Source organism: uncultured Desulfobulbus sp., assembly GCF_963662935.2.
Classification (GTDB): Bacteria; Desulfobacterota; Desulfobulbia; order Desulfobulbales; family Desulfobulbaceae; genus Desulfobulbus.
Genome location: NZ_CAXXTL010000002.1, coordinates 3,001,318 through 3,017,170, shown reverse-complemented (window position 1 = coordinate 3,017,170; position 15,853 = coordinate 3,001,318). Strand labels below are relative to the sequence as shown.

16 protein-coding genes are annotated in these 15,853 nt (G+C 54.8%); 6 read left to right on the top strand and 10 right to left on the bottom strand.

Annotation, left to right across the window (positions count from 1 at the left end; translation table 11 throughout):
- Positions 1–122: 122 nt before the first annotated feature.
- The gene (glmS, locus tag ACHZCX_RS17625) at positions 123–1,961 is read right to left on the bottom strand and encodes a glutamine--fructose-6-phosphate transaminase (isomerizing) (protein WP_319588508.1); all 1,839 of its coding nucleotides are present in this window, start codon (positions 1,959–1,961) and stop codon (positions 123–125) included.
- A 287-nt stretch (positions 1,962–2,248) separates the two neighbouring features.
- On the opposite strand from glmS, the gene pyrE reads away from it, so the two are divergent.
- From pyrE to ACHZCX_RS17610, 3 genes are read left to right on the top strand one after another with little or no spacing between them, the layout of a single operon-like run.
- Positions 2,249–2,815, top strand: a complete 567-nt coding sequence (gene pyrE / locus ACHZCX_RS17620; RefSeq protein ID WP_319588507.1) for an orotate phosphoribosyltransferase — start codon at positions 2,249–2,251, stop codon at positions 2,813–2,815.
- On the top strand, positions 2,812–2,982 hold the full coding sequence (locus tag ACHZCX_RS17615) for a dual CXXC motif small (seleno)protein (RefSeq protein WP_319588506.1): 171 nt from the start codon (positions 2,812–2,814) through the stop codon (positions 2,980–2,982). Before pyrE ends, ACHZCX_RS17615 begins: the two co-directional genes overlap by 4 nt.
- Positions 2,983–2,987: 5 nt before the next feature.
- A complete protein-coding gene (locus tag ACHZCX_RS17610; RefSeq protein ID WP_319588505.1) occupies positions 2,988–3,458 on the top strand; it encodes a PilZ domain-containing protein in 471 nt (156 codons plus the stop codon).
- On the opposite strand, the gene hflX is transcribed toward ACHZCX_RS17610, so the two are convergent.
- Positions 3,455–4,957 (bottom strand): GTPase HflX, encoded by a 1,503-nt coding sequence (gene hflX, locus ACHZCX_RS17605; RefSeq protein ID WP_319588504.1) that lies wholly within the window; start codon positions 4,955–4,957, stop codon positions 3,455–3,457. The genes ACHZCX_RS17610 and hflX overlap by 4 nt on opposite strands.
- 25 nt (positions 4,958–4,982) lie before the next feature.
- Here hflX and ACHZCX_RS17600 point away from each other — a divergent pair, with 25 nt between their 5' ends.
- Positions 4,983–5,162, top strand: coding sequence for a hypothetical protein (locus ACHZCX_RS17600; protein ID WP_319588503.1), 180 nt, complete (start codon positions 4,983–4,985; stop codon positions 5,160–5,162).
- 14 nt (positions 5,163–5,176) lie between these two features.
- Here ACHZCX_RS17600 and asnS read toward each other — a convergent pair whose 3' ends face one another.
- From asnS to ACHZCX_RS17570, 6 genes are all read right to left on the bottom strand, one after another.
- Positions 5,177–6,559, bottom strand: a complete 1,383-nt coding sequence (gene asnS, locus ACHZCX_RS17595; protein WP_319588502.1) for an asparagine--tRNA ligase — start codon at positions 6,557–6,559, stop codon at positions 5,177–5,179.
- Between the two features lie 58 nt (positions 6,560–6,617).
- Positions 6,618–7,466, bottom strand: a complete 849-nt coding sequence (locus ACHZCX_RS17590; protein ID WP_319588501.1) for a UDP-2,3-diacylglucosamine diphosphatase LpxI domain-containing protein — start codon at positions 7,464–7,466, stop codon at positions 6,618–6,620.
- Positions 7,459–8,256 (bottom strand): acyl-ACP--UDP-N-acetylglucosamine O-acyltransferase, encoded by a 798-nt coding sequence (gene lpxA / locus ACHZCX_RS17585; protein WP_319588500.1) that lies wholly within the window; start codon positions 8,254–8,256, stop codon positions 7,459–7,461. Before lpxA ends, ACHZCX_RS17590 begins: the two co-directional genes overlap by 8 nt.
- Before the next feature lie 86 nt (positions 8,257–8,342).
- A complete protein-coding gene (gene fabZ, locus ACHZCX_RS17580; RefSeq protein ID WP_319588499.1) occupies positions 8,343–8,798 on the bottom strand; it encodes a 3-hydroxyacyl-ACP dehydratase FabZ in 456 nt (151 codons plus the stop codon).
- A gap of 7 nt (positions 8,799–8,805) precedes the next feature.
- The gene (lpxD, locus tag ACHZCX_RS17575; protein WP_319588498.1) at positions 8,806–9,927 is read right to left on the bottom strand and encodes a UDP-3-O-(3-hydroxymyristoyl)glucosamine N-acyltransferase; all 1,122 of its coding nucleotides are present in this window, start codon (positions 9,925–9,927) and stop codon (positions 8,806–8,808) included.
- Positions 9,928–9,974: 47 nt separating this feature from the next.
- Positions 9,975–11,144, bottom strand: a complete 1,170-nt coding sequence (locus ACHZCX_RS17570; RefSeq protein ID WP_319588497.1) for a DUF1343 domain-containing protein — start codon at positions 11,142–11,144, stop codon at positions 9,975–9,977.
- A 497-nt stretch (positions 11,145–11,641) separates the two neighbouring features.
- Here ACHZCX_RS17570 and ACHZCX_RS17565 point away from each other — a divergent pair, with 497 nt between their 5' ends.
- A complete protein-coding gene (locus ACHZCX_RS17565) occupies positions 11,642–12,469 on the top strand; it encodes an outer membrane beta-barrel protein (RefSeq protein WP_319588496.1) in 828 nt (275 codons plus the stop codon).
- Positions 12,470–12,937: 468 nt separating this feature from the next.
- On the top strand, positions 12,938–13,570 hold the full coding sequence (locus tag ACHZCX_RS17560) for an outer membrane beta-barrel protein (protein ID WP_319588495.1): 633 nt from the start codon (positions 12,938–12,940) through the stop codon (positions 13,568–13,570).
- 74 nt (positions 13,571–13,644) lie between these two features.
- Here the strand turns inward: ACHZCX_RS17560 and ACHZCX_RS17555 are convergent, their stop codons facing one another.
- Together ACHZCX_RS17555 and ACHZCX_RS17550 are read right to left on the bottom strand one after the other, a co-directional pair.
- Entirely contained in the window at positions 13,645–14,508 is an 864-nt protein-coding gene (locus ACHZCX_RS17555; protein WP_319588494.1) for a DMT family transporter, read from the bottom strand.
- A gap of 92 nt (positions 14,509–14,600) precedes the next feature.
- Positions 14,601–15,770: a DUF2332 domain-containing protein gene (locus tag ACHZCX_RS17550; RefSeq protein ID WP_319588493.1), complete on the bottom strand. Its 1,170-nt coding sequence runs from the start codon at positions 15,768–15,770 to the stop codon at positions 14,601–14,603.
- Between the last annotated feature and the right edge of the window lie 83 nt (positions 15,771–15,853).

The following is a 15,853-nucleotide window of genomic DNA, read 5'->3' as shown; positions in this document are numbered from 1 at the left end:
ACGGAGGGTTGAAAAAAGAGGAAGGAAGGGAAAACAGGGGAAAGAAAAACCGCATGAGGGAGGGCTCCCTCATGCGGTAAAGAACAAAATCAACCTCTCTGCCGACAACTCATTGCAGCGACTTATTCAACCGTGACACTTTTTGCCAGATTACGCGGTTGGTCGACATCACAGCCACGACGGTGGGCAATTTCGTAAGCAAGTAACTGTGCAGGGATCGTGTAGAGCAATGGATTCAGATCCTCCAACACTTCAGGAAGATAAAGAATATCGCTCGTCAAACCAGCAAGGTTCTCATCTCCTTGCGTGCCGAAAAGGACCAGTCGGCCTTGGCGCGCCTTGATTTCCTCAATGTTAGAAACCGCTTTCAGATACACTGAATCCCTTGGAACCAAGGCTACAACGGGCATATCGCGATCAATCAAGGCAATCGGCCCATGTTTAAGTTCACCGGCGGCATATCCTTCGGCGTGGATGTAAGAAATTTCCTTTAATTTCAGCGCCCCTTCCAGGGCGATGGGGAAACTGAGCCCCCTGCCGACAAACAGGAAATCCTTGGCCTCATAATAGCCTTCAATCAGGGATTTGATCTCATCCTGCAGACGCGGCAACTCGTTCTCAATCACCTCGGCTATATCAACCAAGGCGAGCCCCAGTTTTTTCTGGGTTATCGGGTCGATGGTCTTACGTGTTTGCCCGAGAAAGAGGGTGAGCAGAAAAAGCGCTGCCAACTGACAGGTGAAGGCCTTGGTTGAGGCCACCCCTATCTCCGGACCGGCATGGGTGTAAATAACGCCATCTGCCTCCCGCGTCATGGTGGACCCGACCACATTGCACACCGTCACCACCTTGGAGCCTAGTTGCGCCGCCCGGCGAATTCCGGCCAGTGTATCGGCGGTTTCTCCAGACTGGGAAATGGCGATAGTCAACGTGCGTTCATTGAGCAAGAGCCGACGGTAACGGAACTCCGAAGCAATATCCACCTCCACCGGAATACCGACCCATTTCTCAATCCAATACTTGGCGATGAGAGCAGCATGCCAAGAGGTGCCGCAAGCAACCAGGGCAATGCGCTCAATAGTGTTGATGGCTGCGTGATCGATTCCAATTTCCGGCAAATCAACGACGCCAGTATCAGGAACAATCCGGCCGCTGACCGTATTGAGAATGGCCTGGGGCTGTTCAAAAATCTCTTTGAGCATGAAATGACGGTACCCGGCTTTCTCGGCCATTGAGGCGTTCCAGTCGATCACCGAAATGGTCTTTTCCAACTCCGAACCGTCATCAATTTGCAAAATGGTGTATGTGCCCTTACGCAATATCGCCATTTCCCGGTCATCAAGAAAGATAACCTCCCTAGTATAGGGCAGAAGCGCGGGAATGTCCGAGGCGATATAGCAGGCATCGGCGGCCACGCCCATAACCAGAGGGCTGTGATTGCGGGCGGCAACCAGCAGTTCAGGCTCTTTGGCCCAAAGCACACCGATGGCGTAGGAACCTTCAACTCGGGCCAAAGCGGCGCGAACAGCGGCGACCAGATCTCCCTGCAGACAGTCTTCAATCAGATGGGCTATAACCTCGGTATCCGTTTCCGAGGCAAAGACATGCCCCTTGGCCGTCAATTCTTTTTTCAGCGAGGTGTAATTCTCAATAATGCCATTATGAACAACGACCAGTTCGCCGGTGCAGTCGGTATGCGGATGGGCATTATTCTCGGTGGGGGCGCCATGGGTGGCCCATCGGGTATGGCCGATACCGGTCCCACTGGCAACACCTATGTATTCGTCAACCGCCGCTTCAAGATTGGCCAATTTTCCTTTGGCCCGATGGCGAACCAGTTGGCCGCCGAAATGATAGACCAATCCAGCGGAATCGTATCCGCGATATTCGAGTCTCCTCAATCCTTCCAGGAGAATGGGCACAACTCTTCTCGTCCCGACATAGCCTACTATTCCGCACATTTGTTCGTCCTCTTTAATATTCGTTGGCAGCATCAACCAGCATTGGGGTCAGTATTCACGAGGAAGCGGTAAAAAGCAAGCCGGAAGAACAATAAAACCATGGATTCTCATTTCCATCCCCTTTGCTCCAAAAATGTAATTCATCGATTTGATATGACAAAAATGCACAACCACCGAGAGGCTCCCCCACCGACCTTTCGCTTGTTTCACTCCACTTGAGAAATCGTTTTGCGAAAAGCGTAAAAAAAGGTATCCTCTTCATAACCATATAGTTAAAGGATAATCCCATGAACAAACGACAACGACTGAAAGAACTGCTCCTCCAAAAATCCTACCGAGAAGGCATCTTCACCCTCACTTCCGGGAAGACCTCAGATTTTTATGTGGACGGCAAACAAACCACTCTTGACGCGGAAGGGAGCTATTTATGCGGCCACCTCCTTTTCGAACTGATCCGCCAGCATCCGGAACCCATCGTCGGGGTGGGCGGCATGACCCTGGGAGCCGACCCCCTGGTGACGGCTGTTTCCCTGGTCAGTTACCTCGAGAAATCGCCGATTCCGGCCTTTATCGTCCGCAAAGAGGCCAAAGGTCATGGCACCGGAAATTTCATCGAAGGGAAAAGTAACCTCAAGCTGGGGGGACTGGTCGCCTTGGTCGAAGATGTGGTCACCACCGGCGGCACCCTCCTCAAGGTAATCGAGCGGGTGGAAAATGAAGGGTTCAAGGTTGGTTTAGTCGCCACTATCGTCGACCGGCAGGAGGGTGGAGCCGAAATTCTGGCTGCAAAGGGGTACCCTCTCAAAACCGTCTTTACCCGTGAGCAACTCATAGGTAAGGCTCAACCAACATGAAATGTAAGGAATGCGATGAAACATTGAAGGTGCAGCGGCGGTGCCGTCAGGTGCGGCTTACATGTTCAGGGTGCAAAAAAGAATACCAAATCCATGAAGTCGCCGCTGAACTTGACCCGGAAACCGAAGCAGAACTTGAACGTTTCACCTGCATCATCTACGATTGACCTCAATGACCAACACCAAGGTGCATGTCCGCGACAATAATACTGCCACCCTGATATGTCCGTCCTGCGGGGCAATCAAACATATTGCTGCCGAAAAATTTCGATACGGACGCCATTCGATCAATGTTCGGTGCCGGTGTCAGCAGGTGTTCACCATTCTTCTCGACTTTCGACGGCACTATCGTAAACAGACCAGCTTGCCTGGCACGTACGTCATTCTTAGCGAAGGCGGGGTCGGGGGCGGCATTATTCACATTAACAACATCTCAAGGGGTGGAGTGGGCTTTTCAGTTTCCGGGCTGCATCGAATCGAAAAAGACCAAGTACTGCAGGTTGAATTTCAGCTCAACGACAAGAAAAAAACAACCTTAAAGAAGCGAGTTCTGGTTAAATCAGTGCAACAGAACGCTATCGGTTGTCAATTCAAAGACACCATCGAAATGGAAAGGGCCTTAGGTTTTTTTCTGCAGAGCTAAGGGCAACTCTCTCCGCCCCCTTTTTTGTTCGTGTTTTCAACGGGTAATGCATTGCCCATCGAAACCAAGGCGCCCTTAAGGATTTCCTGGGCCCGCTCCAGTAATGGTTCAAGCGTGCCCGCATCCAGGGCACTGATCCCCACACCCTCCCCGGAAAGCACCAACTGAACCTGATCTTCCGGAGCCAGCCGGTCGGTCTTGTTGAACACCTTGAGACAGGGGATGGCGTCCAGCTCCAACTCGGCCAGAAGCCCTTCTACTACCTCAACCTGCTTGCGCCAGGCCGCATTGGAGACATCAATCACATGGAGAAGCAGATCAGCCTCGAACAATTCCTCCAGAGTGGATTCAAAGGCCTTGAGCAGGTCGGCAGGTAGATTGCGGATAAAGCCGACAGTGTCGGTGATGATCACTTCCATGTCCTCGGGAAATCTGAGACGCCGGCTGGTTGGATCCAGGGTGGCGAACAGCAGGTCCTCGGCCTGGATTTTGCTTTTGGTCAGGGTGTTGAGCAGGGTAGACTTGCCGGCATTGGTGTAGCCGACCAGGGAAATCACCGGCACGTCGCGTTTACGTCGCCGGCTTCGTCGGTGATAGCGCTGCTCACCCACAGTTTTCAATTCCTTGCCCAAGCGAGTGATCCGATCGTTGATCCGCCGCTTGTCGATTTCCAAGCGGGTCTCGCCCGGTCCGCGGGCACCAATGCCGCCGGTGAGCCGGGACAATGCGTCGTCGCGGGTGGTCAGCTTGGGCAGCAGATATTTCAACTGGGCCATCTCGATTTGCAGTTTCCCTTCCCGCGAGCGTGCCCGGCTGGCAAAGATATCGAGAATCAACTGGGTGCGGTCGATGACCCGCAGGTCGGTGTGGTCGGTGACCGAACGGATTTGCGAAGGGCTGAGCTCCTGATCAAACAACAGCAGGTTGGCCCCGAGCCTCAGACTCATCAGCACGATTTCCACCAGCTTGCCGCGACCGAGGATAAAACGGGGATGGATATGCTTGCGCCGCTGGATCACCTGGGCCAGGACTTCTACCCCGGCGGAGCGGGCCAGTTCGACCAGTTCGGCCATGGAGTCCTCGGACTCGCCGCGAGCACCGGTGGTCACCGAGACCAGGATGGCCCGGTCCTTGCCCTGATCCACCTCGCGCACCGGGCGTTCCCGGACAAACTCCTCCTCCAGGGCCTCGATCAGCTCAATGCAGGACAGGTGCTGATTGGCAGGATGAACCGGAGCCAGCGTCGCCCAATCCCGGCCGTCCACCTGGAGCGGAATAAGATGCACCGCATGGAGCAGATCCGGCAACCCGTCCCGGATGGTGAGGACCGCCATCAGGTCGAGCCGTAAACAGGCCAGATCCATGATGTCCTCCTCGTTCACCGCCGCCGAGCCCCCTAAAACCGTATGGACGCAACGTAGACCACGGAGACGACCGCCACTGGCGCCGACATTCGCCAAGGCCGGGATGGTGATGCGGTCATAATCGCCAACGATCACGGTTTCAATCCAACCGGAACGGTGAATGAGCAAACCGACCTGCCGGTTCAATTCGGTTGAGATCGCGGCCAGTGCCCGGGCGGTTTCCCGGCCAACGATCTCCTCGGGCCCGACCTTTTTCTGGGCGAGCCGTTCCAGGTCCCGCAGTTGCTTGGGCTTGAGCCCGTTGGTGTTACCGGTGACCGTCGCGATGGCACACTCCTAAGGAAAAAAGAAAGATCAACAGGGGGCACTGCCTGGGGTTCGCGGAAAAGGGATGACCTCACGGATATTCTGCATGCCGGTGACAAACTGCACCAACCGCTCAAAACCGAGCCCAAACCCGGCATGGGGCACGGAACCAAACCGCCGCAGATCAAGATACCAGCCGTACTGCTCCAGATCGAGCCCGGCCGCCGCCATCCGGGCCGCCAGCACATCCAAGCGTTCCTCACGCTGACTGCCGCCGACCAGCTCACCAATGCCTGCTACCAGGATATCCATGGCCGCCACGGTGCGGCCGTCGTCGTCCAGGCGCATGTAAAAGGGTTTGATTGTCTCGGGATAGTTGGTGACGATGACCGGGGCCTTTGCCATCTCCTCGCAGAGATAGCGTTCGTGTTCGGCCTGAAGATCGATGCCCCATTGCACCGGAAATTCAAACGTCTTCCCTGACCGCTCCAATTCGGCCACGGCCTCGGTATAGGTCAAATGGACAAAGGGACGGTCACGGACCTGGCTGAGTTTTTCGATCAATCCCTTGGCGATGAACTGCTCGAATAGTTCGAGATCTGCCGTACATTCGGTCAGCGCCGTCGCCGCCAGGGACTTGATCATCGCCTCGGCGACCTCCATGTTACCGCGCAGATCGCAGAAAGCCATCTCTGGCTCTAACATCCAAAACTCAGCCAAATGCCTGCTGGTGTTGGAGTTTTCGGCGCGAAACGTCGGGCCAAAGGTGTAGACCAAGCCATGGGAGAGGGCAAAAATTTCGGCCTGCAACTGGCCGCTGACCGTCAGGCCGGCCCGTTTGCCAAAAAAGTCGTTGGCAAAGGGTTGCGCTCCTTGCAGTTGTCCCGGTTCTAGCGCAGTGACGGTGAACATCTCTCCTGCGCCTTCGCAATCGGAAGTGGTGATCACCGGAGTGTGCACCTGGAGAAAGCCGTGCTCGTGAAAAAAGCGGTGGATGGCAAAACTGAGGGCACTCCGTACCCTGGCAACCGCGCCAAGGGCATTGGTGCGGGAACGAAGATGGGCGATGGTGCGAAGAAACTCAAAACTGTGCCGTTTTTTCTGCAGGGGATAGGTCTCGGGATCGGCCCAACCGATGATGGTGACCGACTCAGCCCGCACCTCGACGGTTTGGCCCTTGGCCGGTGAGGCCACAAGCACACCTTGCACCCGCAGCGAGCAGCCGGTGCTCAGCTTCTTCACCTCGGTCTCGAAATTATTGAGATGATCCTCGGCTATCACCTGGAGGTTGGCTAAACAGGAGCCGTCGTTGATTTCAAGGAAGGCGAGACCACCCGAGTCACGCCGGGTGCGCAGCCAGCCGCTGAATTCGACCGCTTCGCCCACCGGCTGCTGCCGAAAGATCTCGATGATCCGTGTCATTTGTACCATGCCCTCTCTCCCTTGACCTGCCGATTCGAAAATTTCACCGGCAGAACACCCTTCGTGCTCAGTAGTGCGGTTCTCCCCGCTCGTCCTCGCGGAGTCCAACAACCACCAGACCAGCCCGGTCCGCCGCTGCAATCATGACTTCTTTATCAAAAAGAAGCGACTGCCCGGCCTCCACTGCCAAAACCACGCCTTTGACCGCCGCGAGGGTTTCGATGGTTCGCGGACCGGTCGCCGGCAGATCGAAGCGAAAATCCTGATCCGGTTTTTTCAGCTTGACCACCACTGCTCCGGACCCGGACAATTCCCCACCCCGGCGAATGGCGGCGTCGGTGCCTTCAATAGCCTCCACCGCGAGCACGCTGCGATCACGGACCACCACGCACTGCCCAATATCGAGCCGGCCCACTTCTCGGGCTATCTTCCAGCCAAAACGGATGTCGTCCATCTGAGCAGCCGACGGTTTTTTCCGAGTCAGGAGACCCTGGGGAAAGAAGAGGTGGTCAAGGTAGCAGGTGGAGGCGAGAACGCGGATTCCCTCTTCTTCCAGGGAAGCGGCTACAGCCCGGAGAATGGCATCGTCAAGGCGGTTGTCGATTTTGTTCCACAGGGTTAATCCCTTGAAATCAGGCAGGATATCATGGAAGATGCGGGTTTTGGTGATGGTGCCGGCAAAGACCGTCTCCCGGACCCCTTCACCCTTAAAATACTTAATTATTTTACCAAGTTGACCAAGCTTCACCCAGTAGGTACAATCAGCTTTTTCCTCGAGTTCGGCCGAGGTTTCGTTGACGTGGGCAATGGCCACCACACGCCGTCCCCGCGCCCGCGCCGCTTCGGCAAAAAGCAGGGGAAACTGGCCACCTCCGGCGATCAGGCCGATGGCTGTTGCTTGCCCCGCCTCAATCATCGATGGTCCGCTTGACCACGCCACGTTTGCTGGTGCGGAAAAAATCGACCATCAACTGAACTTCGAGACAGTCCTTCATCTCCTCTTCCAGCTTGGCCAACGAATCCTTGAGCAGCAATTCCGGTGAACGGAAGAGAATCTTAAAGGCATCTTCCAGGTTTTTGATGGTTTCCCTGTCCATGCCGGAACGGCGCAAGCCGATCTTATTGATGCCGGCGATGCGCATCTGGTTGCGGGTGCCTTCCATGATCACATACGGGGGCACATCCAGGCCAATGCCGGACATGCCGCCGATATAGGCGTAATCGCCGATGCGGCAGAATTGATGCACTCCAACCCACCCGCCCAGATTGGCGTGGCTGCCGATCTCCACATGCCCCGCCAGAGTGGCGACGTTGGCCATAATGACATGGTCGGCGATGATGCAGTCATGGGCGATATGGCTGTAGGCCATGATCATGTTATTGTCGCCGATCAGCGTCTTGCCACTGGCTTTGGCTGTGGCCCGATGGATAGAGACGTATTCACGGATCTGGTTGCCCTCACCGATGATCAGTTCAGTCGGTTCCCCATTGTAATGGGTGTCCTGGGGCGGGGCGCCGATGGTAGCGAAGGAACCGATGGTGTTGCGGGCGCCGATGGTGGTATGGCCCGAAACCACAGTGTGGGTGCCAATCCGGGACTCCGGACCAATTTTCACCGGACCGTCGATAAAGACATAGGGTTCGACAATCACCGAACTGTCGAGTTGCGCTCTGGGGTCGATGACCGCCGTGGGGTGTATATTCATGGGGCAATGGTCCTGTGGAAAACAAAGAGAGAGGGCCCGGCAAGAGGCCGCCTGGAATGTGTGAATGTGGTCATGCACGACGCGGATCAGGCAAAACTGGCCATCAATTCGGCTTCGGTGGCCAGTTGCTCGTCGACAAAAGCCTGACCAGCCATCTTGATAATCTTCCCTTTCTGCTTGATCATCTCCAGCTTGAGCACCAGCTGGTCGCCCGGACGCACGATCCGGCGGAAGCGGGCCTTGTCGACCCCGGCGAAATAGGCTAGGCGGCCCATCCTTTCCGGATCGGAGAGACAAGCCAGGATGCTGCCGACCTGGGCCATGGCCTCTAAAATGAGCACACCGGGCATGACCGGTTCTCCAGGGAAATGACCTTGAAAAAACGGCTCGTTCATGGTGACGTTTTTGATGCCGGTGATGATTTTTCCCCGCTCCAGCTCAACGATCCGATCAACCAGGAGAAAAGGATACCGGTGTGGCAGAATCTCCATTATCCCCTTAATATCAATGGGCAATTGCACATCAAACGCTTGTGTTGTCATTTTCTTCCTATTGTTGTTCCGTGGATTCGAGAAGACCGCTGAGCCGGTCCACCTCTTTGCGCAACCGACGCAACTCCTTGACCATCTCCGGCAATCGGCTGAAAGCAGCCGTGGCCCGACTCCAGCTCTTTGCCTCAAAGGCAGGAGCTCCGCCGACAATTGCACCGTTGGGCTGATTGTTGTGAATACCGCTCATGGCCGCAGCCATAACCTGATCTCCTAGATGGAGATGTCCAGCAACGCCAGCCTTGGCACCAAGCACTACATTACGGCCCAAGGTGGTGCTGCCGGCAATCCCGACCTGGGCCACCAGGATCGAGTTTTCACCAACCACCACATTATGACCCACCATTACCAAGTTATCGATCCGGGCACCGGACTTGATCCAGGTCACCCCAAAGGCTGCCCGGTCAACGCAGGTGTTGGCGCCGATCTCGACATCGTCGTCGATCCGCACCGTACCAACCTGCGGTTTCTTATAGTGGAGGCCCATCCGGTCGGTGGCAAAACCAAAGCCGTCGCTGCCTATCACTGCTCCATGGTGAAGAATGACCCGCTTACCAATGGTGCAGCCCGATGCCACCGTCACATTGGCGTGAATAACAGTGTCGTCGCCGATCACCGTCTCACTGCCGATCACCGCCCCAGGATGAAGTGTCACCCGCTCGCCGAGGACGACGCGATCGCCGAGGCAAACCAGCGGACCGATGGTCACCTCCTGTGGGATGACGCAGCCCTCCCCCACTACCACCGAGGGATGCACTCCCCAAGCCTGAAAGCGTTCAGCGAGAAAGAAGGTATGGATACGGGCAGCGGCCACCGAAGGTTGATCGGTGACAATCGCAGCAATCGGCAGGGGATCAAAACCGGCTGGCATGATACAGGCCGAGGCCCGGCACTGCCCCAGAAGCGGCCCCTGCTTTTTATCGAGAATGAAGGTAATCTCCCCGGCTTGGGCATATTCAATACCGTTGAGACCGTGGATGATGAGTTGCGGATCGCCTTCCACCCGACCGCCTACCAAGTCAGCCAGTTGCAGCAGAGTACATTCGCGGGACACGTGTAAAAATACTCCCAGAGTAAGGGGGAATGATTGCAGGGAAAATGAAGTTGCCCCTTGTTTTCCCATGTTTTTCTCCACCCGAAAGAGGAAGGGCGAGAATACTGTACTTTTGCTTAATCGTAAAGCAAAACAGCGCGACAACGCTGCCGGTACTCGTCCAACTCCCCCAGCCAGCTCTGCTCCAGCTCAACAATGGGCATACCGTTTTCCAGAGCTTCGCGTACCGCCCAGTCACCGATGATCAGGTCCATGGGCAGCCGCTCGAATTCATATTCATAAGGCGGCGGTTTGTAGGCGAACGGCTCTGGATACAGACTGCGGATCGCCTGAAGCAGGGCGAGGCTGGTTCGGTACGGCCTAAATGTTACAGGATCAGTCACATGCATCTGAAAACCTGTGCACCCTTGCCCCATCCATTTCCCTGAGGTCGGCTCAAAGCGGAGTGGTCGCAGGGTGCAACCGGGCAACTCGGTGGAGCGGAGAAAATCAAGGACCTCGCGATGATCGAGAAAGGGCGCACCGAAGAGTTCAAAGGGCAGGGTCGTGCCCCTGGCTTCGGAAATATTGGTCCCCTCCCATATTACTTGCCCAGGGTAAACCAGAGCGGCCATGAAAGAGGGCATGTTGGGCGAGGGAAAAACCCAGGGGTAGCCGGTGGCCGGAAACAGCATATTGCGCTGCCAACCAACCATTTTCACCACTTCTACATCAGCGCCTATCGAGAGTTCGCGGTTGCAGAACAGGGCCAACTCGCCCAGAGTTAAACCATGGCGCATGGGAATCGCGCACCGGCCAACAAACGAGGTGCACTCCTTGCGCAGAATATTGCCCTCAATCAAATGGCCGCCGATGGGGTTGGGCCGGTCAAGGATAACCACCTGGACACCTGTTTGCGCCGCAACTTCCAAGCAGTGAACAACGGTCCAGATAAAAGTATAGACCCGGGTACCGACATCAATCAGATCCACCAGTAAGACATCAATATCGGCAAACATCGACGGATAGGGTTTGCGGGTCTCTCCATACAACGAATAGACCGGCAAACCGGTGACCCCGTCGATACCATGATCGGATTCAATCATGTTATCCTGCTTTTCGCTGAAAAATCCGTGCTGCGGCGAAAAGAGACAGGTCAGTTGGCCGGGATAGGCTGCAATTAATAAGTCACGGCTATGCACAAACCAGCGGTCGGTGGAGGCCTGATTGGCAAGCAGCCCTAGCCGTTTGCCGGCAAGATGTGCACGGCCGGACCGGCAGACCTGCTCTATTCCTGTATAAATCACAAGACCTCCTGAAAAAAAACGCTTAATCGGTGTGCGTGAGAATGAATGTTTGCCGTTTCTAGCGAACCGGGAAGCCTTCGTCAAGCAGTCCGCTCAATCCGTAGGGAAATTATTGTGCTTAGAAAAGGAAGGCTTTCTCTTATAAAAAAACTCCACTGCAGCTCGAGGGAAGAGCAAGTAACCCACTGATGTGCTGTTGATATTAGGCCATTTTCACCTTGATGCAGCTCTTCCTCCCCACAGTTTTTAATTGTCTCGCAAAAAAAGAGTGCAAATTTTTATCTTTTATTCAAACAAATAAAAACAAAGAGTTAGAACAACCACTCCCTATTTTTGTTCAAAATTTTGTATTTTTTTCATTCCAGGTATTGCCAGTCTCATTTTCCTTTGTTATAGTGGCATTAAAAGATGCGGAAGTTAACAGCATCGTGGTGAAATCGTTTTTTTGGGCAATAACGCCCGGGTAAACATAGTCTCAAATAAACAGGAGAAACAATATGAAAAAAGTACTGAGTGTAATGGCAGTATCCGCCTTTGTTCTGACCGCAGGTGTAGCACTGGCCGGTGGCCCTGGCAAAAAAATGGGTCCGGGTTGTCCGGAAGCATGCCAGCAGCAGATCGATGACCTGAACTCATCTCAGGCTCAGCAGAACGAGCAACTGGGGGCCCACAGCAAACAACTGCAGAACCATGAGGGCCGCATTACTGATCTCGAGAAGGCTTTCGCCGATTCTTGGTATGCTCGTCTTGGGGTACGCGCCGCTTGGATGGATCAGGAGGACAAATGGACTGGTTCAGACTTGGATGGCACTACCGGTTGGGGTGGCGCCATTGCTTTCGGTCGCGAGTTCAGCATGTACCAGGCGATGGGCAAGTTCCGGGCTGAGGTTGAAATTGCAAAGCAGTCAGTCGATCTCGATGACAACCAAACTATCTATACCAGTCCGTTTACAGGTGGAACCGATAGAATCGTAGACGGCAGTGTTGACGTGACCACCATCATGGTCAATGGTTATTATGAATTGCCTGTCGCCGACGCCTTTTCTCTCTATGCCATGGTAGGCGCAGGCTATGCGAAATACGACATGGATTCCACTGTTGCTTTTTTTAATGCAGCGGGCGTGGAGCAAGTTAACACGCGCGGTGAGTATCGCAATGCAAGTGACAACGTCTTTGCCTACAAGGCAGGTGTCGGTATGACCTACAACTTCACCGATCAGGTTGCCGGTGACTTGGGTTACGAGTACCTGGGTGTTGCTGACACCGATCTCGCTGACAGCATCAACGGTCACAATGTTGTTGCATCGGTTCGTTTCAAATTCTAATTTCTTAGAAATTAGTTAGTTTCAATCCCCCGGCCAGAGAACTGGCCGGGGGATTTTTTTTAAGCGTTCCTTTTCCTCCATTTTCTTTCAACCTCGAAAATCGCTCCCTCCTCCCTCTCCCTCTTCTCATTGTTCAAAAATTTGTATTTTCCGTCACAATGCCTTGATTTGTTCAACCTGAGCAGCTATAGCGACTATAAATATTATTTTTGGTTGCATAACCCAGGAGATATTCATTTTATTCGGCGTTATTTTTTTTTGGGAGTTCTTGACACCAAAAAAAACTTACTTCCTTTAAGTGGATAAGAAAGACTAGGAAAAGAGTACTCAGCACCCTCACTGTTTCGTTTTTCGTCTTAATGGCGAGCACAACCTTTGCCGGCGGTCCCGGAAAAAAGATGGGCCCCGGCTGCCCCGAAGCATGCCAACAGCAAATCGACGACCTGAACTCCTCCCAAGCCCAGCAGAATGAGCAGCTGGGCCGCCCATGGCAAACAATTGCAGAACCATGAGGGCCGTATTACCGATCTTGAGGAAGCTTTTGACGATGCGCGGTATGCGCGAATCGGCATGAGAGGGGCTTGGATGGTTGCAGATGTAACCAATGTTTTCGATAGCCAGGACAGTGGTCCCGGACTCGACGGGGCATTGGCCTTTGGTCGTGAATTCAGCATGTACCAAGCGCTGGGCAAGTTCCGGGCGGAACTGGAATTGGCTTATCAAAAAACCGATGCAGATACCTATAACGAACTCCGTCAAGTAGGCACAGTCAACGTTCTCGATAGTTATGACGTCGACACCCGCTTAACGACCCTCATGGTCAACGGGTACTACGAACTCCCTGTATACGAGGCCTTTTCCGTTTATGGCATGGCTGGTATCGGCTATGCTAAGTATGATCTGGATATTAACTATAACGGGAATGACATTGGCGGCAGCGACAACGTTTTTGCTTATAAAGCTGGCGCTGGTGTCACCTACAACTTCACCGATGCTCTGGCTGCTGATCTCGGTTACGAGTATCTTGGAGTTGCTGATACTGATCTCGCCACGAGCATCACTGGCCACAATGTTGTTGGTTCCGTTCGATTCAAATTCTAACTTCTTCGCAATCAGATGGGTTCTCATCCCCGGCCGGTTTTCGGTCGGGGATTTTTTTTCCGCTGCCTCCTCCCTCAAATCTTCCGCGTCTTGCTCATTACCAATTTTCCTGTTACTGCCGCTGCGATAATCATGCCCATGCCCAGCAGAACTTGGGGTGCAACCGGCTGTTGCCGCAGCAAAGCCACCAGCAGGACGGCCAGTGGCGGGGTACAGTAACTCAGCAGACCAATAACGGCCATATTGCCTCCGGTTACCGCCCGATTCCAAAGAAAAAAGGAAAGCCCGAGCGGCACGCAGCCCAGATAGACTGCCGAGAGCAATGCACCAGCGGATGGTAAAGAATGGGGCCCGCTCAGCCAGAAAAGCACGGCGGATAACAAGGCCGCATAGAAGGTGAAAGCGGTCATCGGCTCTTCTCGCAACCGGAGCTGCGACAGTCCCACTGAAAAACTACTCCAGATCAGGCCACACAACAGCGCCAAGGCATACCCCAACATCGAGCCCGAGTCAAAATTCACCTCCTTGCCCGCAGCAATGACCAAACCTGCTCCAAACAAACCGACTAACGCGACAAGAATGAGCGCGGGCTGCAATCGCCTGAAGGTGACCAGCGAGGAAAAGACCACGATCCAAAACGACCAGGTGGTGGCGAGGATGGCCGCCTCGGCGAGCGGGGCTCGGGCCATGGCCTGATAGTACACATAGTGATACAAGAAAATGCCCCAGATTCCGAGCAAGGAAACCTGCAAACCCGGCAAGGCTAGCCTGACGGTTTTTTTCTGCAATAAATCGAGACCAGAGAGAAAAATGGCCGCGCTGGAGAAACTGTAGAACAGCAACTCCTCGATCGACAGGGCATCAAGCCCGGTGCCGGTCGCCACCGGCAGGCTGGCCCAGCAAAAGATGGCACCCATGGCGTAGAGGTAGTGTTTCACATCGTTTCTCCTTGGAGAACACGGGGACAACAGGAAATTTGACTCCAATTCATATTGAATATGGAGAAATCACTGGCAGTTGCTCCGCTTTTTCACTGGTGCTCACGACGCCAAAAGCTTGCCCAATCGGCCATATCCGGCATCCACAGAATCCGTGTTCCGTGAGGATGTGCCCACGCGAGCTGCCATTGCCGATGGCGGCCGTCCTGCCACAGATCAGCGGTCCAGCCGACCCAGCCAAAATCCGGCGGTTTGGGTCCCTGCCAGAGGGTCTCCCACTGCAGCCAGAGCACGGGTTGCGGCTGACGGACGGCCCAGGCTGCTAATTGCGGCCGCAAAGAGGCCCCTTTGTCGTGGAGATAGGTGGTCAAGTAGGTATTATAGAAAACAATTGGGGCATCCGTCAGGGGGCTGATCCGCTCTTCAAGAAATCGGGACAGGTGATCGGGTAAATCGGTCGGGTGGAGTTGTACCGGAGCCTTCGTCCGGTTGACCCGCTGCAGTGCGGCAATTCCGTGACGAAGCATATCCAGCCGCTCCAGTTGGTCACCCCAGACAAAAGCAGCCAAGGTTTGCTCATCGTGCGCCGAATGGAGATCGAGTGGCGCAAAGTCGCAGCCGGTGCGCGTGTAAATGGCTGGAGGAATGGTCCGGTTCGGCAAGGAAAACTGGCCTTCACCCGCCACAGTAAACTGACCCGGACCGCCGCTGCCAAGATCCAGGAGAATGACGCCGGTGTTTTTTTCGATGAGCCGGTACTGGTGCTGGTCCGCTACCAGATTAAGTCCGGCACTGGCGCCTAGGTCCACCAGATGGACACCCTCCCAGCCGGGATAGAGCACCGGCAGCAACCAGCAGAGGCCACGAGCCGTTTCATTGGTCTGCACCGTGGCAGTACGGAGAAATGAACCCAATTGTTCCTGCCGGGCGCACATGGCCTGGCGTAGACAGGCGGCTATATTGCCCTCTTGCGGCGGCATCGTTCCACCCACAGACGGAAAATAGCGGGCCAGATCCCGGACTTCGCTGCATCCCGCGAGGATGTCGCGATGCAACCCAGCCAGCAGAAGGAGCGGCACATCAAATGACGACCGCCCTGCCGCTGCCCGCACCAGCCAATCCACCAGCGGATCTCCCCCCGGTTCCGCCGTCATCCAGTCGGCCAGGACACCATGTAACTGTGCATAGAGAGGAGAAGAACAGGCGGCGAAGGCCTGCTGCTTGCGGAATCTGTGGGCAAGGCGAATCTGAAAATTATCCATGGTCGACAAAAGTCAGAAAAAGAAATGGGCGCGGCAGCAGCCCGACAGGGGGCAGCGGCGGCACAATGGGCCGGACTATAGCG